Source organism: Rahnella sp. RFA10(1/100) (assembly GCF_004195115.1).
Classification (GTDB): Bacteria; Pseudomonadota; Gammaproteobacteria; order Enterobacterales; family Enterobacteriaceae; genus Rahnella; species Rahnella perminowiae.
In genome coordinates, this window is sequence record NZ_SEWR01000006.1 from 79,348 (window position 1) to 101,664 (window position 22,317).

The following is a 22,317-nucleotide window of genomic DNA, read 5'->3' on the forward strand; positions in this document are numbered from 1 at the left end:
TAAAATAATCGTTGTCTGACAGCGCTTAATACATAAAAAAACACCGCCATCTGGCGGTGTTTTTTTATCCGAACGTTGGTCGTTCAAACGGCAGAAAACTTATTTGTTTTTAGCTCGTTCGAAAGAGGTCACGATTTCAGCTTTTGCTGCAGCAGCATCTGCCCAACCGTCAACTTTGACCCATTTGCCTTTTTCCAGCGCTTTATATTGCTCGAAGAAGTGGGTGATCTGGCCGCGCAGCAGTTCTGGCAGGTCATTCACATCTTTAATGTGATCGTATTCTTTGCTCAGTTTGGTGTGCGGAACCGCAACAACTTTCGCATCTTCGCCAGATTCGTCCGTCATTTTCAGAACGCCTACCGGACGGCAACGGATCACAGAACCTGGTTGCAGCGGGTATGGTGTTGGAACCAGAACGTCAACCGGGTCGCCATCCAGAGACAGCGTGTGGTTGATGTAACCGTAGTTGCACGGGTAGAACATCGCAGTAGACATGAAACGGTCTACAAACAGTGCACCGGTGTCTTTGTCTACTTCGTACTTGATTGGGTCTGCGTTTGCAGGGATTTCGATCACTACGTAGATATCTTCTGGCAGTTCTTTGCCTGCCGGCACATTCAGTAAGCTCATTGTTGGTTTCCTTCGTTGAACCAGGAATAGAGTGCTGCACATTATAGCCAACTCTCCCGCGATTTCCCGCCCTTTTCATCGAATCGTATATGCGCATTCCCCGGCATGACCTGCTGTTCAACCCCGGCTGAATCTTCCGTCCTGGCAGTAAAATTTACTTGCCTGACATTTTTCCGCGTAACTGCCTGTTTTTCCCTTTCTTATCAAGATATTCAAACTATTGCCGATAACAATATTCAAACAAAAAATCAGGATTAACCTGATCCCTACCCATCTGATGCAACTCCTTTTCACCTGAATGGCTGGATAACACCGTATGTTGAATAAGTTGAGCGTAAAAGCCGGTCTGATTGGCCTGCTGGTAGTTATGACATTGATTCTGTTGCTGGTTAGCGTACTGGGTGCAAATGCCATCCGGCAAAGTGCGATTTCGCTGCAACACATTAACCAGCTTCAGGGCGATGAACTGGGTTCACTGGCCGACAGCTACAGTTTTTCGCTGCGCACGCGTGTTGCCAGCGGTGTGGCGGTGCGTCAGCTGGAAATTGGCATGATGGATGATGCGAAAAATACAGCAAACCGCATTGCCGGTTATATCCAACAAGCCGATGCCGATCTGGCGAAATTTGTCAGCATCCAGGATGATACTCAGCAGGGCAGAGATTTATCCGATGCGGTGAAGAAAACCTATGATGCCTATAAAGCTAACGGATTAATGCCGCTGCTGGCAGCAATCCAGGCGCAAAGTGCAGACGGCTATTACGATGTGCTGGAAAATAAAATCACGCCTTACAGCAATGCTTATGATAAAGCGCTGGCGGATTTCCGTACCTACGCCGTAGATAACACCCGTCAGCGGATCGAACAGGCCCGCGCCAATGCACGTATTCAGCTGACGGTGATTATCACGAGTTTTATCATCGCGCTGATTATCGCTGTGCTGGCGTGGTTCGCGTTGCAAAAAATCATTATACATCCGCTGAATTTCTCTATCGCGCAGCTTGAATATATCGCCAGGGGCGATCTGACCCACGAAATAGATGATTCCCGTAATAACGAAATGGGGCGTCTGCTGAAAGCGATGAAGCAGATGCAGGATTCACTGGCATTGTCTGTCGGTCGCGTACGTGATGCCGGAAATCAGATCGATGTCGGCTCGCGCGAGCTGGCTGCCGGTAACGTCCACCTGGCGCAGCGTACCGAAGAATCTGCCGCGTCGCTGGAGGAAACTGCCGCGAGTATGGAACAGCTGACTTCAACCGTTCGCATGAATGCGGCAAACTCTGACCAGGCTAATCAGCTGGCGCAAAGTGTGTCATTGATTGCGAATAAAGGCAGTGAGGTCGTCCATCAGGTCATGGATAAAATGCAGGGCATCACAGAGAGCTCAAAACGTATCGGCGATATTATTACGGTCATTGATGGCATTGCCTTCCAGACCAATATTCTGGCGCTGAATGCGGCGGTTGAAGCTGCGCGTGCAGGTGAGCAGGGCCGCGGCTTTGCCGTGGTGGCGGGTGAAGTGCGAAGCCTGGCGCAACGCAGTGCTCAATCTGCCAAAGAGATTAAAGAACTGATCGTGGATTCTGAAAGCCGGGTCGCTGAAGGTTCAGAGATGGTGAAATCCGCTGCAGACACTATGCTGGAAATCTCCGGCGAAGTGACGCGTGTGACCAGCCTGATGCGTGAAATTTCTATCGCGACGACAGAACAAACGCACGGCATCGAACAGGTGAACGTGGCGATTACACAGATGGATCAGGTGGCGCAGCAAAATGCCGCGCTGGTGGAGCAGGCGACAGCAGCCACGCGTTCACTGGAAGAGCAGGCGCAGTTACTGGCAAAAAGCATGGCGGTATTTAAACTCAATCGCGCCGATCATTTCTGAGAACAGAAATCCTGAACAGTAAACAATAAAAAAGGTGGCCCTAAGGTCACCTTTTTACATTCAGGTCAATGCGAAGCTACACAGCGACCACGCTCATGTTGTGATGATTCTGATATGTCGTTCAGTTATTCATCCGGGAACTGGGCGATAAAGCGTTCTGCGTCTTCAACCATCGAACAGTTGCCTACAAAGAAGGGTGCACGCTCATGCAGTTTCTGCGGGATGATATCCAGAATACGGTTTTTACCGTCACTGGCTTTACCGCCTGCCTGCTCGGCCAGGAAAGCCATTGGGTTGCATTCATACAGCAGGCGCAGTTTTCCGTTCGGATGGCTGGCCGTGCTTGGATAAATATAGATGCCACCTTTCAGCAGGTTGCGGTGGAAATCTGCCACCAGCGAGCCGATATAGCGTGAGGTATAAGGGCGTTGCGTCGCTTCATCCTGCTCCTGGCAATACTTGATGTATTTTTTAACGCCAAGCGGGAATTTAATGTAGTTGCCTTCGTTGATTGAGTACATATTGCCCTTTTCAGGGAAACAGACTTTTTCATGAGAGAGACAGAAAACACCGAGTGAAGGATCATAGGTAAAGGCATGCACGCCTGCGCCGGTGGTGTAAACGAGCATGGTGGAGGATCCATACACCACATAGCCTGCGGCAACCTGGCGGTTCCCCGGTTGCAGAAAGTCAGCTTCTGTTACCGGCTGGCCCAGCGGGGTAGTACGGCGGTAAATCGAGAAAATTGTTCCGACAGAGACGTTAACATCGATGTTTGAAGAACCATCCAGCGGATCCATCAAAATGACGTATTTTGCGTTTTCAGCGCGTTCACCTTCGAAAATGACAATCTCATCTTCTTCTTCCGATGCGATACCGGCAATTTCACCACGCGCCTTCATTGCGGCTTTTAATTTTTCATTGGCGTACAGATCAAGCTTCATCTGTACTTCACCCTGCACATTCTCTGCACCACTGGTACCCAGAATGTCGACCAGACCCGCTTTGTTGATATCACGGTGAATGATTTTAGCGCCGAGTTTTATTGCTGAAAGTAACGCCGTGAGTTCACCCGTTGCATGTGGAAAATCTTGCTGCTTCTCAACAATAAATTCGCCTAACGTTTTCATGACACTTTCCCTGAATCGAGGATAGATAACGGTACGTTAATAAAAATTTCACAAGAACGTGAGCAGTTTAGCCCAAATATATGGATGAATCATAGGCAAATCCATTTCTTCTGGAGGATTCTGAGCGTTAGAATAGCGGCTGACTTAAAGGCATTAATGGAAAATATATGCGCATTCATATTCTTGGGATTTGCGGCACGTTTATGGGCGGGCTGGCGATGCTGGCACGTGCACAGGGGCATCAGGTAACCGGTTCGGACGATAACGTTTATCCACCGATGAGTACGCTGCTGGAAAATCAGGGAATCGACCTGATCCAGGGGTACGATCCTGCCCAGTTAGATCCTCAACCGGATCTGGTGATCATCGGCAACGCGATGACGCGCGGTAATCCTTGCGTCGAAGCCGTGCTGGAGCAGGGGATCCCTTATGTCTCGGGCCCGCAATGGTTACATGATCATGTCCTGCCAGAGCGCTGGGTCATTGCTGTTGCGGGGACGCACGGTAAAACCACCACTGCCGGCATGGTCACGTGGATCCTGGAGGCTTGTGGTTATGAACCCGGGTATGTCATCGGCGGCGTTCCGGGCAATTTTGAGGTGTCCGCGCGTCTGGGCAACAGCCCGTTTATGGTGCTGGAAGCCGACGAATATGACTGTGCGTTCTTCGATAAACGTTCCAAATTTGTTCATTACAGCCCGCGTACGCTGATCCTCAACAACCTTGAGTTCGATCACGCTGACATCTTTGATGATCTGAAAGCGATTCAGAAACAGTTCCACCATCTTGTACGTCTGGTGCCAGGCAAGGGGAAAATCATTCTGCCTGAGCACGACACGCCGCTGAAACAAGTGATGGCAATGGGGTGCTGGAGTGAGCAGGAATTTGTCGGTGATGCCGAAAATTGTGTATGGGATGCGAAAAAACTGACGCCGGATTCCAGCACTTTCGAGGTTTATCTGCATGGCGAAGCCGTCGGGCAGGTGAACTGGAGTTTGGTTGGCGAGCACAACATGCATAACGGTCTGATGGCGATTGCTGCTGCACGCCATGTGGGTGTGAAGCCGGAAGATGCCTGCAGGGCACTTGGTGATTTCATTAATGCCCGCCGTCGCCTTGAATTGCGCGGCGTAGAAAATAACGTCTGCGTGTACGACGATTTTGCTCACCATCCGACGGCTATACTGGCGACGCTTGCTGCATTGCGCAGCAAAGTCGGCGGAACTGCGCGTATTCTGGCGGTGCTGGAGCCCCGTTCAAATACCATGAAAATGGGCATGAGTAAAAATGAACTGGCACCTTCGCTGGGCCGTGCTGATGAAGTTTTCCTTTTACAGCCACAGCACATTCCCTGGCAGGTGGCCGAAGTGGCTGAACATTGTATTCAGCCAGCTCACTGGAGTGCAGATGTCGATTCTCTGGTGGATATGGTGATTAAGGCCTCGCAGCCTGGCGATCATATTCTGGTCATGAGCAATGGCGGATTTGGTGGCATACATGAAAAGCTGTTAGCGGCACTGGCTGTGAAAGCGAAAACCGTCCCGGAGCAATAATCCTGGCGCATTATGAGAGTTAAGCACAGCAGCCGCTGTGCTTTTTTTATGTCTGTGAGTGGCCGGAGCAAGTCATTCAAGTCATTAACGGGCAAAAAAAAAGCCCTCGAAAAGTTGAGGGCCAAAGGGTGTCGTCGGACAGGACGACGAGGGTATCGTTAGCAAGAGAGTCAGGCAGTGGCAGTGTCAACTCTCTTTCCAGCCTCAACAGCGCTCATTATCACTGGTTTGTGGCTGTTGAAACCCGGTAACGCTAATTCAATAAATACTCAAACAGTGGTTTTATCTCAGTGAGAAACTCAGAAATCTTATTGATAGATTTCTGCTGTCGCGTGATAAGCGCCGTTGTTATAAGCCTCGATCACACGGAAAGATTTCGCGCCTTTGCTTTCAGCTTTATCAGACAACTGCTGGCGGATATCCATTGGCACGCCGTTGACGCCACTGACGCTAATCGTGCCCATAGGTCGCAGATTTTCTGCTTGCTGGTTTGTGACAAGCTGCGCGGCAGAGGTAGCAAAAGAAACAGCAGACAACAGGCTAAGTGCGGCAATAGTGGTAATAATTTTCATGATATTTTCCTGAATATACAGACGTTGGTGCTTTTCATCAGAGAGCAACGTCAATTGAGGTTTGGATTTATCAGGGCTGTAATATCGGGTTCAGGAGCACGTAAAGCGTGCGGGAACGTAGATGGTGCAGTGACAAATCCTTCTTAGTGCGCATTGCGCGGGCCTGAGTCATTCAGGCCCCTTCGCTTCTTTTACCTGAACTTATTGGTAAATTTCTGCGGTCGCGTGGTAGTTACCTTCCTCACGAACTTCGATAACCCGGAATGCTTTAGCACCTTTGGTATCGGCTTTATCTGACAGCGCCTGACGGATATCTGATGGGGCGCCGGCTACGCCACTGACGCTGATCATGCCTGTTGGCTGCATTGTTGAAGCTTGTTCTTGCGTAACAGGTTGTGCTGCAAAAACACCAAATGACAATGCAGAGAGAATGCTTAATGTTGCGATAGTAGTTTTAACTTTCATGATTTTGACCTCGTCGATTTTATTATGTTTCTAACAACTGGTGCTTCACACCACGGAAATGAGTATACATCTAGTCACGGCATAAATTAATAGCGGGCTAATAGTAATTTGGGTTGTTATATGTCAACTATTTGTATTTTTAATAACAAAAAAGCATAAAAAAAGAGTAAAAAATGGTCTTTTTAGGTTAATTTTTCGTAAAATCAATAAGTTGAATGAATTTGACTATTTGTGCTTATTTTTGCTGTGAATCACATACTGGAAAACTTTATGTGACGGGATGGCGTGGTTTGTGACGGAATTTAACCGAAATGGGGGTGTGCCGGCGGCTGTTTTGATAAACGCAAAGGCAGTAATCAATGAAGGAAAGTGTATTGAATGAGGTCAGAGGGAGTGATCTTCTGACCTCAGGCACAGAATGAGGGCGTCAAAAGGAGCAAAATGTTGCAGCCCTATAGCTCTTGCTCAAACAAACTAAGAATCGCATCGTGTAATTGTTTGACGCTAAATCCGCGGGCCGGTGTCGTGAAGATCGTATCATCGCCGGCAATGGTTCCGAGGATCCCTTCGGATTTCCCCAGGGAGTCAAGTAAACGCGCGATCAGTTGTGCGGCTCCCGGGCTGGTTCGGATCACCACAACGGCATCGTTATAATCGATATCCAGTACCAGATTTTTCAGAGGGCTGGTCGTTGTCGGCACGCCAATCTCAGCAGGCAGGCAGTACACCATTTCCATCTTCGCATTACGGGTTCTGACGGCACCAAATTTTGTCAGCATCCTTGAGACTTTTGACTGATTGATATTTTCGAAACCATCATCCTGAAGAGCGACAACAATCTCGCCCTGAGAACTGAATTTCTCTTCCTTCAACAGCGCTTTGAAGGCTTTGATCAAATCTTCCTGTTTAGCAGGATTACGCATTTTGCACCCTGGTCTCTGAATCATAGTGGGGCTGATTATGCAGATAATTGAATTTTTATGCAACAGAGGTTAACTGCAAAAATCATTAATTAAGCTTGCGACAAGGAATGTAAGTGACGAATTTCCCACGATGATTTCATGAATATGCCAAAATTTTGCATTACGGCTGAGCTATATTGCACAAGAGTTTACTCTCATGATCTCGATTCAGCTCTCACATTGGACCGAATTTAACCATTTATTAACCTGGCCTATTTTGTGGTGCTACTTTTAATGATGAAGCTTTCCGATAAAAAGTGATTAAAAGCGGAAAAGGTCGACCAGGAGGTGTTTTTTTACTTTCTAAACGACCCACCTCAGATTCTCTGCAGGTAAGCGATTGTTTTTAACGGCGTAAGTGATTAAGGTCACACCCAATTAATTCCACGACACTTATAAGTTAATGATAAAAAAGGAGTATAGGATGAAAGTTGCAGTTCTAGGTGCTGCGGGTGGTATCGGTCAGGCCCTCGCGCTTCTGCTCAAGACCCAGCTACCTTCCGGTTCCGAACTCTCATTATATGATATCGCACCGGTCACTCCGGGTGTCGCCGTCGATCTCAGCCATATCCCTACCGCGGTTAAAATTAAAGGTTTCTGTGGTGAAGATGCTAAACCCGCTCTGGAAGGAGCCGACATCGTCCTGATTTCTGCGGGGGTGGCACGTAAACCGGGTATGGATCGTTCAGATCTGTTTAATGTGAATGCCGGGATTGTGCGCAATCTGATCCAACAAGTTGCCAGTACCTGCCCGAAAGCCTGCATCGGCATCATTACTAACCCGGTAAATACCACAGTCGCGATTGCTGCGGAAGTATTGAAAAATGCTGGTGTCTACGACAAAAACAAACTGTTTGGCGTAACGACCCTGGATACCATCCGCTCCAATACTTTCGTGGCTGAACTGAAGGGTAAGCCACCGGAAGATATCGAAGTGCCGGTTATCGGCGGCCACTCTGGTGTGACGATTCTGCCTTTATTGTCCCAGATCCCTGATATCTCTTTCACTGAAAGCGAGATTGCTTCTCTGACTCAACGTATTCAGAATGCCGGGACTGAAGTGGTGGAAGCTAAAGCCGGTGGCGGATCTGCGACGCTTTCGATGGGGCAGGCGGCTGCACGCTTCGGACTTTCACTGGTACGGGCGATGCAGGGTGAAAATAATGTGGTGGAATGTGCTTATGTGGAAGGTAAAGGCGATCATGCCCGATTTTTCGCACAACCCGTTCTGTTAGGCAAAAATGGTATTGCAGAACTTATCGATGTCGGTCAGCTCAGTGCGTTTGAACAACAATCGTTGGATTCTATGCTGGATATTCTTCGCAAAGATATTGAGCTCGGTGAACAGTTTATTAATAAGTGATCATTGAACAAAGCCGCCGGGTTAACTGGCGGCTTTTGCTTTTCTTAACGCGGTGTTTCATGGGTCGGACGGCAACGGCGTTCGATGATTTGTGAGGTTTTGGGATCAAAATACCGGCTAGGCCAGATCAGCGAGGGATGGACACCCAAAGCACCAGCGATAAGCAATTCTCCTTTTGGCCACGGCCGTGATAATGCATTAGAAAGTGTCGAAGAGCTCAGGCCTGCTGATCGTGATACTGCTGCGAGTGTGGTGCCCTTCTTTCTCAGTGCTGCAATAATATCTGCCTGATGCCAGTCTTCATTCCTTGTCGTCATGATATTTTCCTTCTGAAAATGACTTTCAATAAATATTTTATTAAACATAGATTTCAATACTGAGTGCACTCATTATATCAACCATATCAATGTTTCCTAAAATCCATTATTTTACTTATTTAGAAAATACATTCTTATTTTGATTTAGACAAACAAGTAAATTCCTTTTGCTTTTTGTGATTTGTATCGGTTTATAATATTTACATTGAATAACATTAAAATGAAAACGTAACTGATGTGTGCTTTTTTTGACCTAATTCATTTTTTACGTTGATGAAAGATAAAAATTCAGAGGGTTTTGTTATATTTCAGGAGGGTTTTTTTTATCTTTAATTTAATGTATCCATTTGTTATATATGATTTTTTTAAATAATCTATTTTTGATTTTAAATTTTTTCTAAGATTTTATTTAACCTGCTTTCCGAAAAAAAATTTTAACCATCCTGACCGATGTTTGATAAACATAATTCATGGAAGCATTTAAATACATCTATAGACTCACTCCTGAAAATTGAATATCTTCTTTCTGTCAAATAGATGTTTTTCTAAATGACTTGTGTTAGTACCATCCTTTATATAAACGCTCATTACCAGAAAATATTGGTATTACTCTCATGGATGTATAACAACAATCTTTCTTACTGACTTAATAAGAAACAAGGAATGTTATGAAAAAAGAGTGGTTTGCAGCAAAGGAACTGACCGGAAAAGAAGGACTGCCGACGTCAACCCAAGGTGTCCATGGGATGGCTCGCAGATTGTGCTGGATTAAACGCCGCAGGCTGGGTGTTCAGGGACGTGCAGTGGAATATCACATCGACAGTTTGCCCGGTAATGCCGCCGCCAGCTTATCAATGAATGAGAGTTCTGCTGAATATGTTTATACATCACATCAGGACCCACTGGCGATCTGGATTGAGAGTTATAAGCAACTGAGAGAACCTGAACGTGAAACGATCATTTCATTCATTGTGAGGGAAGGGATATCTGAGTTGCTCAACAGATTACGTGAGCCTGAAAAAAACTAGCACAATAGTGCCTGTCGTACCTGCCAGAATCAGCAGGCACGACAGGCAAATGTCAGAAATCGCGTTTTACAGACATATGCGCAAGGCCTTCAAGCGCTGAGCGGTATTCGGACTCAGGCAGTACCTGAAGCGCCCGGATTGCTTTGTCAGCTTCTTCTTCGGCACGCTGGCGGGTATAAGCCAGAGAGCCCCACTGATGCATGGCTGCCAGCACAGGCTCCAGTAAATGACGCCCGTTACCTTCTTCAATAGCTTTGCGGATCATAGCAGATTGCTCAGCATCGCCGTGCCGCATTGCATGCAGAAGGGGCAGGGTGGGTTTGCCTTCATCAAGGTCATCGCCGGTGTTTTTACCCAGCGTTTCGCCATCAGCATCATAATCGAGCAAATCATCAATTAGCTGGAACGCCGTGCCCAGATAACGACCATAATCTTGCAAGGCGGTAATCTGCTCGCTGCTTCCACCCGCCAGCATGGCAGAGGCTTGCGATGCGGCTTCAAAAAGACGCGCCGTTTTGCTGTAAATCACCTGCATATAACTGGCTTCTGTGATGTCGGGATCGTTGCAATTAATCAATTGCTGCACTTCACCCTCTGCAATCACGTTAACCGCTTTTGCCATCAGAGCCAGAACAGGAAGCGATTCCAGATCAGTCATCATTTGAAAGGCGCGGGTGTAGATAAAATCGCCGACCAGTACGCTGGCGGCATTGCCAAATGCAGCGTTCGCCGTTGCTTTTCCCCGACGCATATCTGATTCGTCGACCACATCATCATGCAGCAGTGTGGCGGTATGAATAAACTCAATCAGGGCGGCAACCGTGATGTGTTTATCGCCCTTGTAGGATAGTGCTTTGGCTGCCAGTACTGCTATCATCGGACGGATACGTTTGCCGCCGCCACTGATGATGTAATATCCCAGTTGATTGATGAGAGAAACCTCTGAATTCAACTGTTCAAGGATGGATGCGTTGACGGCAGCCATGTCGTCCTGGGTAAGATCAATAATCTGTTCTAGGTTCATTGTGTTTTTTCAGCTGTTGTTCTCTTCACCGCAATGAGGTCTGGCTCACATTGGCACATGGCGCTAACTGTAAAGGGGATTGTACTTGAAAAACAGTGTAGATAAATGCTATCGGAAGAACTGCGCTTTTTTTCTTCTTTTGTCGTGATTGTGCTCTTGTCTTATGCTGATTTTTTGCGTAGAATTCGCGCCCTATTGTGAATATTTATAGCGCCCTCTGGACTATACAAAGTTGAGTGCGCGGAAAGCGGAGTTTTATATGTACGCGGTTTTCCAAAGTGGTGGTAAACAACACCGTGTCAGCGAAGGACAGACTATTCGTCTGGAGAAGCTGGACGTTGCAACTGGCGAAGCTATCGAATTCGATCAGGTTCTGATGATTGCAAACGGTGAAGAAATCAACATCGGCCTGCCTTTAGTTGCTGGCGGTGTAATCAAAGCTGAAGTCGTTGCTCACGGTCGTGGCGAAAAGGTCAAAATCGTTAAGTTTCGTCGTCGTAAACACTATCGTAAGCAGCAGGGCCACCGTCAGTGGTTCACTGACGTTAAAATCACCGGCATCAGCGCTTAAGATTAGGAGAGCGGAACAATGGCACACAAAAAGGCTGGCGGCTCCACACGTAACGGTCGCGATTCAGAAGCTAAACGTCTGGGCGTAAAACGCTTTGGCGGCGAAGCAGTACTGGCAGGCAGCATCATCGTTCGTCAGCGCGGCACCAAATTCCACGCGGGTATCAACGTGGGTTGCGGCAAGGACCACACTCTGTTTGCTTTGGCTGACGGTAAAGTCAAGTTCGAAGTTAAAGGCCCGAAAAACCGTAAGTACATCAGCATCGAAGCTGAATAAGTTTTTCGCGTCTTAGTAAATAGATGTAAGCCCCGCAATTCGTTGCGGGGCTTTTTACATTCTGGTTAGCCCATTCTGGCGGGATATGGATACGAAATCGCAGGCACCTGTCGGGATTCTGTTGGCGCTGATTACTGCCATGAGTTGGGGTTCTTTGCCTATAGCCCTGAAGCAGGTGTTAGTGGTAATGGATCCCTTTACCGTGGTCTGGTATCGGTTTTCGATAGCTGCGATCGTATTGGGTTGCATTCTGGCGGTAAGACGCCGATTGCCCTCTAAAGCGATTTTCAGCCGCCCGCGCTGGTTGATCTTAGTGCTGGTCGCCACCTGCGGATTGCTGGGAAACTTTGTGCTTTTTAGTTCCTCTTTGCAGTTTCTCAGTCCAACGGCGTCGCAGGTTATCGGCCAGCTTTCTCCGGTCGGTATGATGGTGGCCAGCGTTATCATCCTCAAAGAAAGGATGCGCGTGACGCAGGTCATTGGCGCTCTTATGCTAATTTTCGGGCTGATATTGTTTTTCAATACCAGCCTGATTGAAATTTTTACCCGTCTGACAGATTACACTCTGGGTGTGATTTTTGGCGTCGGGGCAGCGATGGTCTGGGTGATATACGGTGTGGCGCAAAAGGTATTGCTGCGCCAACTGGCTTCACCGCAAATCCTGTTTTTGCTGTACACTTTATGTTCTATCGCATTGCTCCCGCTGGCCAGCCCGGCGGTGCTTTCACAGCTCAGCGGCTGGCAGTTTGCCTGTCTGTTGTTTTGCGGCGCGAATACCTTAGTGGGATATGGCGCCTTAGCGGAAGCGATGGCGAGATGGCAGGCGGCTCAGGTGAGTGCTTTAGTAACACTCACTCCGCTGTTTACCCTGCTATTTTCAGATTTATTGGCACTTGCCTGGCCTGACTTTTTTGCTGCACCGGTGCTTAATTTCATTGGGTATCTTGGTGCATTTGTGGTGGTGGCAGGTGCAATGTTTTCCGCAATTGGCCATCGATGGTGGCCACGTCGGACAGAGCAAAACCTGGTAGCTAAACGTTAGCTGCCCGGCGAATGATTTACGGAGACGGTACAAATGAAGTTTGTTGATGAAGCCACGATTCTGGTTGTGGCCGGTGATGGCGGTAACGGGTGCGTCAGCTTCCGCCGCGAAAAATACATTCCACGTGGCGGCCCGGATGGCGGCGATGGCGGCGATGGCGGCGATGTCTACCTGGTTGCTGATGAGAACCTCAATACGCTGATCGATTTCCGCTTTGTGAAATCTTATCGTGCTGAGCGCGGTACTAACGGTCAGAGCAGCGACTGTACCGGTAAACGCGGTAAAGATATCACCATTAAAGTGCCTGTCGGAACACGTGTCCTTGACCAAAGTACTGGCGAAGTCCTGGCCGATATGACGCAAAATGGTCAGGTTAATATGGTCGCTAAAGGCGGTTTCCACGGACTGGGTAACACCCGTTTTAAATCCTCCGTGAATCGTTCACCGCGTCAGAAAACCATGGGCACTAAAGGTGAAGAGCGTGATATCGCCCTTGAGCTGATGCTGCTGGCCGACGTGGGCATGCTGGGGCTGCCAAATGCGGGTAAGTCGACGTTTATCCGCTCCGTCTCTGCTGCGAAGCCAAAAGTGGCTGATTATCCGTTTACCACACTGGTGCCAAGCCTTGGCGTGGTGCGTATGGATCACGAACAAAGCTTCGTGGTTGCAGACATACCTGGTTTGATCGAAGGGGCTTCGGAAGGCGCTGGTCTGGGTATCCGCTTCCTGAAGCATCTTGAGCGTTGCCGCGTTCTGTTGCACCTGATCGACATTGCACCGATCGATGAGTCTGATCCGATCGAAAATGCTAAAGTCATCATCAACGAGCTGAAGCAATACAACGCTAAGCTGGCTGAAAAACCGCGCTGGTTAGTGTTCAATAAAGTTGATCTGATTGAGAAAGAAGAAGCTGAAACGCGTGCAAAAGCAATTGCTGACGCATTGGGCTGGGAGGGTAATTATTACCTCATCTCCGCCGCAAACCGCGAAGGCGTCAATGCATTGTGCTGGGACGTGATGAAATTCATCAACGAAAACCCTAAGCACATGGCAATTGAAGAGGCAGCGCCAGAAAAAGTTGAGTTCATGTGGGATGATTATCACCGTGAACAACTGGCAGAAGTGGAATCTGAAGCCGACGACGACTGGGATGATGACTGGGATGAAGATGACGATGAAGGTGTCGAAATCATTTACGAACGTTAATCCTGCGGATTAACTTTTCATCTCAGTACCAAAGGCTGCCCCTGGCAGCCTTTTTCTTTTTTTTACAAGGCATTAACGGGCATCAGTTGAGTGCCAGTGAGCTTTGAAGTGCAACATGCGGTAACCAGCACTGCGCGCTGAGCCCTGCATTGTCGATACGATTTCGCAATGTCAGCGTACCGCCATGCAGGTGTGCAATCCTGACGACGATATTCAGCCCCAGACCGCTACCCCCATAACGTTGATCGACACGCTTGAAAGCCTGCGTCAGTTCACTGGCTTTCGTCTCATCAATGCCCGGACCCGCATCGTCAATCTGTATCAGAAAGCCGTTATCCTGCGTCACAATGGTAATGTTGATATCGCTTTTTTCCGGCCCGTAGCGGTAAGCATTCTCGACCAGATTACGCACCATCAAACGCAGCAGTACGGCATCACCCTGTATTTCAGCATGCAGTGGCACCTGAATTTTCAGCGTCTGTCCACGTTCATTGAGCATTTCACCCAACTCTTCCCGCAGTGGTTCAACGACATGATTTATCAGATCAACCTGCTGATATTCCCCTTTCGCAAAATTCTGACCTGCGCGGGCAAGCATGAGTAATTGCTCTATCGTATGCATTAACAGGTCGATGCGGCTGATCAGTGTATCACTGCCTTCCACGCCCTTTTTTTGCATTATCTCAAGATGTAGCCGGACGCCAGCCAGCGGAGTGCGTAACTCATGAGCGGCATCGGCAGTGAACAATCGCTCCTGCTGAATCGTCGTAGAAAGTCGTGAAAATAGTTGATTCAGTGCATTAGTCACGGCAACAACTTCCCTGATTTCGCTGTTGAGTGGCAGGGGAGAGAGGTTATCGGCCGAGCGGGTTTCCAGGCGTTTTTGTAACTGGTTAAGAGGACGTATAATCCAGCTGATGGCCCAGAAAGATAACAACAGGGTAATGCTCATCATCAGCAAAGAAGGGGCAATCAGAGAGGCAATGGCTTCAGCAATCTCCTTCTCAACGTGAGCATTGCGGACTTTGGCCGAAAGTGTGTCATTAACCAGCAGGTTAATTTGCTCCTGGCTTTCATGCCAGAGCCAGAAAATACTGGTGAGCTGAGTGACGAACAGGATCAGTGCAAGCATAACCAGCAGACGGCGGCGCATACTGGTCATACGCTAATTTCCAACCTGTAACCGATACCGCGCACGGTTCTTATGGCTTCTTTACCGAGTTTACGGCGCAGATTATGAACATGCACTTCGAGGGTGTTTGAGCCTAAATCATCCTGCCAGGTATAGAGATCCTGCTGGAGCAATTCACGGTTTACCGTCTGTCCGGCACGCATCATCAACCGTGATAAAATAGCGAATTCTTTGGGGGTCACTTCTACCGGCGTATCGCCGAGATAAGCCTGCTGTGAGGAAAGATTAATTTTCAGGTTACCCACGGAAATCTGGTTGTCGCTTTGCCCCTGATATCGGCGGATCAGAGCACGAACACGCGCCTGCAGTTCGACTAAAGCAAAAGGTTTAATCAGATAATCATCGGCACCTGCATCCAGCCCATCGACCCGGTCTTCGAGTGCATCCCGGGCGGTAAGAATAAGAACGGGCAGGGAGATGTTCTGACGACGCCACTGGCGTAACAGCGTTGCGCCATCTTTATCTGGCAATCCTAAGTCCAGGATCACCAGACTGTACTGGCTGGTTTGGATCAGGCTTTGTGCCTGCGCCGCAGTAGAAGCGCAGTCACAGGCGTAATTTTCACTGGTAAGTGCCAGCATTAATCCCTGCCGTAAAAGTTCATCATCTTCCACTATCAGCAGTTTCATTGTCTGGCACTTCTCCGTGGTTAATTATTTTGGTAAATATCCCTGTAGAGACGACTCTCAAAGCGCACCAGCGGTGCACGACGTGTACGTTGATCTTCAGGGGGAACCGCATAGCCTGAGAGGAACTGCACAAAGGCCATACGCTGGCCGCTGGCTGTGGTGATAAAACCGGCAAGGTTATATACACCTGACAGCGAGCCGGTTTTTGCCGACACTTTGCCGTCCACACCTGCTTCGTGCAGGCCGCCGCGATACTGCAAGGTTCCGTCATGACCCGCTAAAGGCAGCATCGATATAAAATCTAATTCTTTATCGTGTTGGGCGATGTATTGCAGCACCTGCATCATTGTGGCCGGTGACAATAAATCATGACGTGAAAGGCCGGAACCATCCACCTGGATAGAGTTGCCTAAATCCACGCCTGCTTTTTGGCGCAAAACCTGACGAACAGCATCTGAACCCGCCCGCCATGTTCCCGGTACGCCAAAACGCTGATGACCAATGGTACGGAATACCGTATCGGCGATCATGTTGTCTGATTTCTTAAGCATCTGATGCAACAGGTCATGCAGCGGTGCCGATTGGGTTTGCGCCAGTACAGTACCCGCTGGCGTCGGCTGGGTCTGACGTTTCAGCGTACCATCAATCTGGATATCCGCCTGCAGCAGCTCGTCTTTGAGAATCGCACCGGCATAGCTGGCTCCGTCCTGAATAGCGAAAGCCAGCGGTAAAGGCTCGCTGCGTTGTGTCAGACAACCTGTAAGAGTGTATCGGTTGAATTCACCCGGTACGACATCCAGTTCACAATATTGCGCATCCGGTGAGCCTTTTGCCAGCGTGCGGACTTCACTGAACATGTGTACGGGATAATATGAGGCCACGCGGATAAACGCGTTTTCGTCAGGTTTAGGTGCGCTATACAGTGATACCGAGAAACAGTTTCTGTCGACAATCGCGGCTGCCGGGGGGGCGCTGAAGCATTGGGTGATGTCGTTCCATGGCCATCCCGGAGCTTTATCATGGCTTGCGAACACGGAAGTGTTAATGATCACATCGCCGCTGATTTCTTTGACGCCCTGTTTTTTCAAAACAGCGACCATATTCCGAATATTCTGACGCTTCAGGGTCGGGTCGCCCGAAAAACGCGCGACCAGATCTCCCTTGAGCACACCGTCAGAAACTGAACCTGGCGTTTCGAGTGTGGTAGTGAAGCGGAAATCAGGCCCTAGCTGCAACAGCGCAGCCAGCGCCGTCAGGATCTTCATGGTGCTGGCAGGCAGCGCCATCTGAGTACCGTGATAATCGATCGCAGGTGCAGGGGCACCAATTTTTTGTACCAGGACCGCCAGATTCGTGCCATCAGGCAGATATTCTGTGTAGTTTTCGATCTGAGCCGCATTTGTATTCAGAACAAACGCGCATGCTAATCCACTGACAATTCGTAAAAAACGCATTATTTTGGTAAAGGCTCTGAGTAACGGCAGGATAAATGTGGTGCCATACTACGATGCTACGAACCCAGGCGCAACGTGGCTGAAAGTAAACGATGATCCTCAAGGAACTCTACGTTAAAATACGAATCAAAATGCAAAATGATTCCTGGCCTGGTGGCAACTCCGGGTGAGGTTTTTTTTGTTTTTCGCCAGAGAGAGTCGGTCAAAAGAACTGACTTAATTTCTTACCTGATTCAATCAGGACGGTGTTTACCGAAAGGACCAAGTTAGAGGTAATGAATATATGAAACCGATTCCGATGACATTGCGTGGCGCAGAGAGATTACGTGAAGAACTGGACCATCTGAAGAGCGTCCGCCGCCCGAAAATCATTTCTGATATCGCGACTGCACGTGAACACGGCGATTTGAAAGAGAATGCTGAATACCATGCCGCCCGCGAACAGCAGGGTTTTTGTGAAGGCCGTATCCAGGAAATCGAAGCTAAGCTGTCGAATGCTCAGGTCATTGATGTGACCAAGATGCCTGCCACTGGCCGGGTAATTTTTGGTGCTACCGTGAGTGTCATGAACCTGGACACTGAAGAAGAGCAGAAATACCGTATCGTGGGAGATGATGAAGCTGATTTTAAGCAAAATCTGATTTCTGTAAATTCCCCGATTGCACGCGGTTTGATCGGCAAAGAACAGGATGATGTTGTTGTGATCAAAACGCCGGGTGGTGATGTCGAGTTTGAAGTATTGAAGGTCGAATACCTTTAAAATCTGCATTAAAAAGGGCGAAACGAGACGTTTCGCCCTGTTATTCTCACGTTCATGCAGTGAATTGCTTCACAGTAAATTGAAAACTAAAGTAAAAAGGCCTGCTCAGACCTTCCCCTGAACGTGATTTCGTGGCACCTTTCCGAAAATCTACAGCGCTTTTCGTTAAACCTTAATAGATTAACGCGGTAAGATAATTTTGCGGTCTTCGGTGGAAGGGCGATAAAGTACCAGCATATTGCCGATGACTTGCACATTACACGCCTTGGTTTCACGCACAATCGCGTCTACGATCAGGGACTTCGTTTCGCGTTCTTCTGCCGCGACTTTAACCTTGATCAGTTCGTGATGTTGCAGCGCCTGTTCAATTTCGGCGAGCACACCTTCAGTCAGCCCGTTGTTGCCCAGCATAACAACCGGTTTGAGTGGATGCGCGAGGCCTTTCAGGTACTGTTTTTGTTTATTGTTAAGATTCATCGTCTTTTTTGCTTAAGTTGGGATTGAAAACGGGTCATTCTACCGCCATCTCATGTATATCACCAACCCGGACTGCTTCGGGGAGGCAATAATACTGACTTAGCCATAGACGTCATGATGCTAACAGCTTGTTCCAAAAGCTCTAACTCAGGGTGGTTGGAAAACTATATGGTTAATAAATAATGTCTAATAAAAAGCGTTCTGCAAGTTCCAGTCGCTGGTTGCAGGAACACTTTAGCGATAAATATGTGCTGCAGGCACAGAAAAAAGGGCTGCGTTCCCGTGCCTGGTTTAAACTTGATGAAATACAGCAAGGCGATAAGCTGTTTAAACCGGGTATGACAGTCGTGGATTTAGGGGCAGCTCCCGGCGGTTGGTCACAGTATGTTGTGACACAAATCGGTAACAAAGGGCGTATCATCGCCTGTGATATTTTACCTATGGATCCTATTGTTGGAGTCGATTTCCTTCAGGGGGATTTTCGTGATGAATTAGTTCTCAAAGCGTTGCTTGAACGCGTGGGAGAAAACAAGGTTCAGGTGGTCATGTCCGATATGGCCCCTAATATGAGCGGTACTCCGGCAGTCGATATTCCAAAATCGATGTATCTGGTTGAATTAGCATTGGATATGTGTCGGGATGTATTAGCACCAGGCGGAAGTTTCCTGGTGAAGGTGTTTCAGGGAGATGGCTTTGATGAATACCTGCGGGAAATTCGCTCCCTGTTTACGAAGGTGAAGATTCGTAAGCCAGACGCTTCCCGAGCACGTTCGCGAGAAGTGTACATCGTAGCGACAGGGCGGAAACTGTAGTTCCCTAACGCTGTTTGTTAACACAGTTGTAATATGAGGTTAATCCCTTGAGTGACATGGCGAAGAACCTGATCCTCTGGTTAGTCATCGCAGTTGTATTGATGTCTGTATTTCAGAGTTTTGGTCCCAGCGAATCAAATGGTAACAAGGTAGATTACACTACCTTTACAACCGAAGTGGCCCAAGACCAGGTCCGTGAAGTACGTATCAATGGACGTGCGATTGACGTTATCAAAAAAGACAGCAGCAAATACACAACCTATATTCCGGTTAATGATCCTAAATTGCTGGATACGCTGCTGAGCAAAAACGTGAAAGTTGTTGGAGAACCGCCTGAACAGCAGAGTTTCCTGGCGACTATCTTTATTTCATGGTTCCCGATGCTGCTTCTGATTGGCGTCTGGATATTCTTTATGCGGCAAATGCAGGGCGGCGGTGGCAAAGGGGCTATGTCCTTTGGTAAAAGCAAAGCCCGCATGCTGACGGAAGACCAAATCAAAACGACTTTTGCCGACGTTGCAGGTTGTGACGAAGCGAAGGAAGAGGTAAGCGAGCTGGTAGATTACCTGCGCGAACCAAGCCGTTTCCAGAAACTGGGCGGTAAAATTCCTAAAGGCGTTCTGATGGTAGGTCCTCCGGGTACGGGTAAGACCTTGCTGGCTAAAGCGATTGCCGGCGAAGCCAAAGTCCCGTTCTTTACCATTTCCGGTTCTGACTTCGTTGAAATGTTCGTGGGTGTGGGTGCATCACGTGTGCGTGACATGTTCGAACAAGCGAAGAAAGCAGCTCCATGTATCATCTTCATCGATGAAATTGATGCCGTAGGCCGTCAGCGTGGTGCAGGTTTAGGTGGAGGTCACGATGAACGTGAACAGACACTGAACCAGATGCTGGTTGAGATGGATGGCTTCGAAGGTAACGAAGGTATCATCGTTATTGCTGCAACCAACCGTCCGGATGTCCTGGATCCTGCGTTACTGCGTCCGGGTCGTTTTGACCGTCAGGTTGTTGTTGGCTTGCCAGATGTTCGTGGCCGTGAACAAATCCTTAAAGTTCATATGCGTCGTGTGCCATTGGCAACTGACGTTGATGCTTCGGTGATCGCCCGCGGTACACCGGGTTTCTCCGGTGCAGATCTCGCGAACCTGGTTAACGAAGCCGCGTTGTTCTCTGCACGGGGTAACAAACGTGTGGTGTCAATGGTCGAGTTCGAAAAAGCCAAAGACAAAATCATGATGGGTGCTGAGCGCCGTTCCATGGTGATGACCGAATCGCAGAAAGAATCCACCGCCTATCACGAAGCGGGTCACGCTATTATTGGTCGCCTGGTTCCGGAACATGATCCTGTGCACAAAGTGACCATTATTCCTCGTGGCCGTGCATTGGGTGTGACTTTCTTCCTGCCTGAAGGTGATGCGATCAGCGCCAGTCGTCAGAAACTGGAAAGCCAGATTTCTACCTTATACGGTGGCCGTCTTGCTGAAGAGATCATCTATGGTGTAGAGAAAGTGTCTACCGGTGCGTCAAACGACATCAAAGTAGCGACGTCGATTGCCCGTAACATGGTGACACAGTGGGGCTTCTCAGAGAAATTAGGTCCGTTGCTGTATGCAGAAGAAGAAGGTGAAGTCTTCCTCGGCCGTTCAGTCGCGAAAGCTAAACATATGTCTGATGAAACCGCCCGCATCATTGATCAGGAAGTTAAGTCTCTGGTTGAACGTAACTACATTCGTGCGCGTACTTTGCTGATGGAAAACATGGATATCCTTCATTCAATGAAAGATGCCCTGATGAAATATGAAACCATCGATGCACCACAAATTGATGACCTGATGAACCGTACTGAAGTTCGCCCGCCAGCTGGCTGGGACGACGCTAACGGCAAAAACGGTAACAGCAATTCCAGCGACGGCGGTGCCCCGAAAGCGCCAACGCCTGTTGACGAACCTCGTACACCGAATCCTGGTAACACGATGTTTGAGCAATTCAGCGGCAAATAAGCTGTTGATTGGAAAATAACGCTGATAACACTCAACCCCGGGCTTGCCCGGGGTTTTTTATGCGTGCATTCTTTACCACGAAATTTGAAAAGGCCTTTATTGATTGATCAGAAGGGACGTGATTTATGCACCTCACAGCCAGAGAGTCCAGGTTGGACCTCACTTTCCCCCAGGTCATGGGGATCCTGAATGTTACCCCGGATTCATTTTCCGATGGCGGGCGACATAACACACTTGATCTTGCCCTCAGACATGCTCAGGCAATGGTTGATGCAGGCGCATCCATTCTCGACATTGGGGGCGAATCGACTCGTCCTGGTGCAGCAGAAGTCAGTGAGGATGAAGAACTGGCCCGTGTGGTGCCGGTCGTTGAAGCCATTGCACGGCGTTTTGATGTTTGGATCTCTGTTGATACCTCAAAAGCCTGCGTGATCCGGGAAGCGGCACATGCGGGTATGCATCTGATCAATGATATTCGTTCGCTTCAGGAACCCGGTGCGCTACAGGCTGCAGCCGAAACCGGTTTGCCTGTTTGTCTGATGCACATGCAGGGGGAACCCAAAACGATGCAGCATGCCCCGCATTACGATAATGTTGTTGCACAGGTGGAACAGTATTTTGTTGAACAAATTTCACGTTGTGTGAACGCTGGCATTGCAAAAGAGAAATTGCTGCTCGACCCGGGCTTCGGTTTCGGTAAAAATTTAGAGCATAACTATCAGTTGCTCGCACGGCTGGCTGATTTCCATCACTTTGGCATACCGTTGTTAGTAGGGATGTCGAGGAAATCCATGGTGGGGCAACTTCTGCATGTCTCCCCGGAAAAACGGGTTACAGGAAGTGTGGCTTGTGCTGTGATTGCCGCCATGCAAGGTGCCAGGATCGTGCGCGTACATGATGTGAAAGAAACCGTTGAAGCGATGCGTATCGTTGAAGCGACACTTTCTGCAAGGGATAAAAATTAAT

The 22,317-nt window shown here is 48.6% G+C and carries 23 protein-coding genes; 12 read left to right on the forward strand and 11 right to left on the reverse strand.

The window, feature by feature from the left end; genetic code table 11:
• Positions 1-99: 99 nt before the first annotated feature.
• Positions 100-630 carry an inorganic diphosphatase gene (gene ppa, locus ETV65_RS17665; RefSeq protein ID WP_129954299.1) on the reverse strand — a complete coding sequence of 177 codons (531 nt, stop codon included), beginning with the start codon at positions 628-630 and terminating at the stop codon, positions 100-102.
• Between the two features lie 316 nt (positions 631-946).
• On the opposite strand from ppa, the gene ETV65_RS17670 reads away from it, so the two are divergent.
• A complete protein-coding gene (locus ETV65_RS17670) occupies positions 947-2,518 on the forward strand; it encodes a methyl-accepting chemotaxis protein (protein ID WP_129954301.1) in 1,572 nt (523 codons plus the stop codon).
• A 125-nt stretch (positions 2,519-2,643) separates the two neighbouring features.
• Here the strand turns inward: ETV65_RS17670 and fbp are convergent, their stop codons facing one another.
• Entirely contained in the window at positions 2,644-3,648 is a 1,005-nt protein-coding gene (fbp, locus tag ETV65_RS17675; protein ID WP_129954303.1) for a class 1 fructose-bisphosphatase, read from the reverse strand.
• Between the two features lie 167 nt (positions 3,649-3,815).
• On the opposite strand from fbp, the gene mpl reads away from it, so the two are divergent.
• Positions 3,816-5,201, forward strand: coding sequence for a UDP-N-acetylmuramate:L-alanyl-gamma-D-glutamyl-meso-diaminopimelate ligase (gene mpl, locus ETV65_RS17680; RefSeq protein ID WP_129954305.1), 1,386 nt, complete (start codon positions 3,816-3,818; stop codon positions 5,199-5,201).
• Positions 5,202-5,509: 308 nt separating this feature from the next.
• On the opposite strand, the gene yhcN (ETV65_RS17685) is transcribed toward mpl, so the two are convergent.
• From yhcN (ETV65_RS17685) to argR, 3 genes are all read right to left on the reverse strand, one after another.
• A complete protein-coding gene (gene yhcN / locus ETV65_RS17685) occupies positions 5,510-5,773 on the reverse strand; it encodes a peroxide/acid stress response protein YhcN (protein ID WP_129954307.1) in 264 nt (87 codons plus the stop codon).
• A gap of 201 nt (positions 5,774-5,974) precedes the next feature.
• Complete coding sequence (gene yhcN, locus ETV65_RS17690; protein WP_129954309.1) at positions 5,975-6,238, reverse strand: peroxide/acid stress response protein YhcN; 264 nt, start codon at positions 6,236-6,238, stop codon at positions 5,975-5,977.
• A gap of 452 nt (positions 6,239-6,690) precedes the next feature.
• Positions 6,691-7,161 (reverse strand): transcriptional regulator ArgR, encoded by a 471-nt coding sequence (gene argR, locus ETV65_RS17695; RefSeq protein WP_095923673.1) that lies wholly within the window; start codon positions 7,159-7,161, stop codon positions 6,691-6,693.
• A 463-nt stretch (positions 7,162-7,624) separates the two neighbouring features.
• On the opposite strand from argR, the gene mdh reads away from it, so the two are divergent.
• Entirely contained in the window at positions 7,625-8,563 is a 939-nt protein-coding gene (gene mdh, locus ETV65_RS17700) for a malate dehydrogenase (protein WP_129954311.1), read from the forward strand.
• Between the two features lie 44 nt (positions 8,564-8,607).
• Here the strand turns inward: mdh and ETV65_RS17705 are convergent, their stop codons facing one another.
• On the reverse strand, positions 8,608-8,880 hold the full coding sequence (locus ETV65_RS17705; protein WP_129954313.1) for a helix-turn-helix transcriptional regulator: 273 nt from the start codon (positions 8,878-8,880) through the stop codon (positions 8,608-8,610).
• Positions 8,881-9,548: 668 nt separating this feature from the next.
• Between ETV65_RS17705 and ETV65_RS17710 the strand changes: the two genes are divergently transcribed.
• On the forward strand, positions 9,549-9,908 hold the full coding sequence (locus ETV65_RS17710) for a DNA-binding protein (RefSeq protein WP_129954315.1): 360 nt from the start codon (positions 9,549-9,551) through the stop codon (positions 9,906-9,908).
• A 52-nt stretch (positions 9,909-9,960) separates the two neighbouring features.
• On the opposite strand, the gene ispB is transcribed toward ETV65_RS17710, so the two are convergent.
• Entirely contained in the window at positions 9,961-10,932 is a 972-nt protein-coding gene (gene ispB / locus ETV65_RS17715) for an octaprenyl diphosphate synthase (protein WP_129954317.1), read from the reverse strand.
• A 259-nt stretch (positions 10,933-11,191) separates the two neighbouring features.
• On the opposite strand from ispB, the gene rplU reads away from it, so the two are divergent.
• The 4 genes from rplU (at position 11,192) to cgtA (ending at position 14,027) form a co-directional block, all read left to right on the forward strand.
• Positions 11,192-11,503, forward strand: a complete 312-nt coding sequence (gene rplU / locus ETV65_RS17720) for a 50S ribosomal protein L21 (RefSeq protein WP_013573804.1) — start codon at positions 11,192-11,194, stop codon at positions 11,501-11,503.
• Between the two features lie 18 nt (positions 11,504-11,521).
• Positions 11,522-11,779, forward strand: a complete 258-nt coding sequence (gene rpmA / locus ETV65_RS17725) for a 50S ribosomal protein L27 (RefSeq protein WP_013573805.1) — start codon at positions 11,522-11,524, stop codon at positions 11,777-11,779.
• A gap of 85 nt (positions 11,780-11,864) precedes the next feature.
• Positions 11,865-12,821 (forward strand): DMT family transporter, encoded by a 957-nt coding sequence (locus ETV65_RS17730; RefSeq protein WP_129954319.1) that lies wholly within the window; start codon positions 11,865-11,867, stop codon positions 12,819-12,821.
• Positions 12,822-12,854: 33 nt separating this feature from the next.
• The gene (gene cgtA / locus ETV65_RS17735; protein ID WP_129954321.1) at positions 12,855-14,027 is read left to right on the forward strand and encodes an Obg family GTPase CgtA; all 1,173 of its coding nucleotides are present in this window, start codon (positions 12,855-12,857) and stop codon (positions 14,025-14,027) included.
• A gap of 82 nt (positions 14,028-14,109) precedes the next feature.
• Here the strand turns inward: cgtA and pmrB are convergent, their stop codons facing one another.
• Genes pmrB through dacB form a run of 3 tightly spaced genes read right to left on the reverse strand, consistent with a single transcriptional unit; the run spans position 14,110 to position 17,302 of the window.
• Positions 14,110-15,189, reverse strand: a complete 1,080-nt coding sequence (pmrB, locus tag ETV65_RS17740) for a two-component system sensor histidine kinase PmrB (protein ID WP_129954323.1) — start codon at positions 15,187-15,189, stop codon at positions 14,110-14,112.
• Positions 15,186-15,848, reverse strand: a complete 663-nt coding sequence (gene pmrA, locus ETV65_RS17745; protein WP_129954325.1) for a two-component system response regulator PmrA — start codon at positions 15,846-15,848, stop codon at positions 15,186-15,188. The genes pmrB and pmrA overlap by 4 nt, the downstream gene beginning before the upstream one ends.
• Positions 15,849-15,868: 20 nt before the next feature.
• Positions 15,869-17,302, reverse strand: coding sequence for a serine-type D-Ala-D-Ala carboxypeptidase (gene dacB, locus ETV65_RS17750; protein WP_129954327.1), 1,434 nt, complete (start codon positions 17,300-17,302; stop codon positions 15,869-15,871).
• A gap of 283 nt (positions 17,303-17,585) precedes the next feature.
• Between dacB and greA the strand changes: the two genes are divergently transcribed.
• On the forward strand, positions 17,586-18,062 hold the full coding sequence (gene greA, locus ETV65_RS17755) for a transcription elongation factor GreA (RefSeq protein ID WP_129954329.1): 477 nt from the start codon (positions 17,586-17,588) through the stop codon (positions 18,060-18,062).
• A gap of 180 nt (positions 18,063-18,242) precedes the next feature.
• Here greA and yhbY read toward each other — a convergent pair whose 3' ends face one another.
• The gene (gene yhbY, locus ETV65_RS17760; protein ID WP_013573813.1) at positions 18,243-18,539 is read right to left on the reverse strand and encodes a ribosome assembly RNA-binding protein YhbY; all 297 of its coding nucleotides are present in this window, start codon (positions 18,537-18,539) and stop codon (positions 18,243-18,245) included.
• 182 nt (positions 18,540-18,721) lie between these two features.
• Here yhbY and rlmE point away from each other — a divergent pair, with 182 nt between their 5' ends.
• The 3 genes from rlmE to folP all read left to right on the forward strand — a co-directional run bounded on the left by rlmE (position 18,722) and on the right by folP (position 22,316).
• On the forward strand, positions 18,722-19,351 hold the full coding sequence (gene rlmE / locus ETV65_RS17765; RefSeq protein ID WP_014333696.1) for a 23S rRNA (uridine(2552)-2'-O)-methyltransferase RlmE: 630 nt from the start codon (positions 18,722-18,724) through the stop codon (positions 19,349-19,351).
• Between the two features lie 56 nt (positions 19,352-19,407).
• Positions 19,408-21,351, forward strand: a complete 1,944-nt coding sequence (ftsH, locus tag ETV65_RS17770) for an ATP-dependent zinc metalloprotease FtsH (protein ID WP_129954331.1) — start codon at positions 19,408-19,410, stop codon at positions 21,349-21,351.
• Between the two features lie 125 nt (positions 21,352-21,476).
• Positions 21,477-22,316: a dihydropteroate synthase gene (gene folP, locus ETV65_RS17775; protein WP_129954333.1), complete on the forward strand. Its 840-nt coding sequence runs from the start codon at positions 21,477-21,479 to the stop codon at positions 22,314-22,316.
• Position 22,317 lies beyond the last annotated feature (1 nt).